The following is a 1,783-nucleotide window of genomic DNA, read 5'->3' on the forward strand; positions in this document are numbered from 1 at the left end:
CCCGCAACCAGTTCGCCATAATGTTCGGCGAGCGCTTCGCCGCTTGAGTATCTGAAAACCCATGGGCCAGGCCAGATACACAGACTTCAGGACACTCCCAGCGATGATAGCGGTTGCCGTGGCGCCATTCGGCCTTGGCCACCACCCGCCTGCGGCGCGTCCAGCTGTCCTTTGTGATCCAGTCAAAGGAGGCGAAACCGCGCGCAGCTCTGCCTGTCGTGGCGGCTTCGTCACGAACCTCAGCGGACAAAGAGGCAATCCGGTCATACAGGCGGGTGTTGCCTGCAAGCCCGAACAGGAAGTCAACGTGGTTGTCTTCGCACCATGTCATCAGACTGTCCCGGGCGAAACCGCTGTCCCCACGCACCAGGATACGCACCCGGGGCCAACGGCTCCTGATCTGCTCCACGATCCGGCGGATGTCTGCCAGTGCTTCCTTCCCCGGGTCCCTGTCTGCCGTGCGCAGGGTAGCGCTGAGGAGATGGTCCCCGCAGAAGACATACAGGGGAAGATAGCAGTTATGGCCGTAATATCCATGAAAGGCGCGGCCTTCCTGATGGCCATGGATACGGTCATCGGTGGCATCCACATCCAGAACGATCCGGGCGGGTGCGTGCTCATGCTGGTCAAGGAAGAGCGTGACGAACAGGGTAGCCAGGGCCTCATGATCAGCAATGATCCGACAGTAACGATCTGCCTTGTGCCCACTGCGCTCCAACCGGTTCAGTGTAGATTTGCCAGCCAATGCTGCGCAGTTTGCCCGGCCTCCTGACAGACGGCCCGAGGCCAGACCAAAGATCAGGTCATGCCGCAGGGCATCGTGATCATTGAGATCTTCATAGCCCAGTGCCAGGCCCATGATCCGCTGACGGACAAGGTCTTCAACCCGGTATTCCACAAAGGCAGGATGCCGCTTATCGCGAAAACAGGCAGCAAAACGGCGACTGAACCCCAGACTATCATCGACCTGCTTTACCAGGATGACACCGCCATCCGAACTCATGCGACCCCCGTCAAAACGGGCTACAACACGCCGTCCATAGGAGGCTGGAAATTCATACGCGCCTGCGCTACACTCTGTCTGCATTAGGTTTTCTTATAGCTTACGAAAATTTCTTTTACACAAAATAGACTTTTTCATAATCTAACCCGATGTACAACCCTTCCGTGAGATTTCCGCGTCGATTTCCTCCCATGCGTTACCCAACCCGATAAGGTCCCAATAGCCGCGGGCGTAATGCTCCGCTAGGTTCTCCTGGGTGACCGCTATCCACCGGCCCTGTATCAGAAGTGGTCCCCATTTTTCGGACAGGGCGATAAGCTATCATCTGGCCTGAACGAGGACGGGTTTTATGGGCAAGGTTACGCGGAAACGGTATGCGGCGGAGTTCAAATCACGGGTTGCCCTGGAGGCGATCCGTGGCGAACTGACGCTGGCGGAGTTGGCGTCGAAACATGGCGTGCATCAGACGATGATCGCCCAATGGAAGCGCCAGGCGATCGAAGGCATGGCAAGCCTTTTTTCTGGTAAGTCAGTAACGGAACCTTCAGTCAGCCCTGCTGATGTAGAGAAACTGCATGCCAAGATCGGCCAGTTGCTGGTGGAACGGGATTTTTTGCGGGATGCCTCTGCTCGGTTGGGCGTGATCAGAGGCGGCAGATGATTGACCCGAAGAGAGCATGCCTGCCGATAATCCGGCAATGCACGCTGCTGCAACTCAACCGGTCGGGCGTCTACTATCGGCCTGTGCCACAGAGCGAAGCCAATCTGGAGCTGATGCGG

Annotated in this window: 1 protein-coding gene and 1 pseudogene; one reads left to right on the top strand and one right to left on the bottom strand. The window is 57.4% G+C overall.

Translation table 11 applies throughout. The features are described 5' to 3' along the window. A partial coding sequence (locus CFR76_RS17330) for an IS1380 family transposase (RefSeq protein ID WP_244192004.1) occupies positions 1-1,087 on the bottom strand: 1,087 nt, incomplete at its 3' end. Between the two features lie 265 nt (positions 1,088-1,352). Here CFR76_RS17330 and CFR76_RS17335 point away from each other — a divergent pair. Further along, positions 1,353-1,783 (top strand): annotated as a pseudogene (locus CFR76_RS17335) (transposase); the annotation flags it as partial.

This window comes from Komagataeibacter swingsii (assembly GCF_003207895.1).
Lineage (GTDB): Bacteria > Pseudomonadota > Alphaproteobacteria > Acetobacterales > Acetobacteraceae > Komagataeibacter > Komagataeibacter swingsii.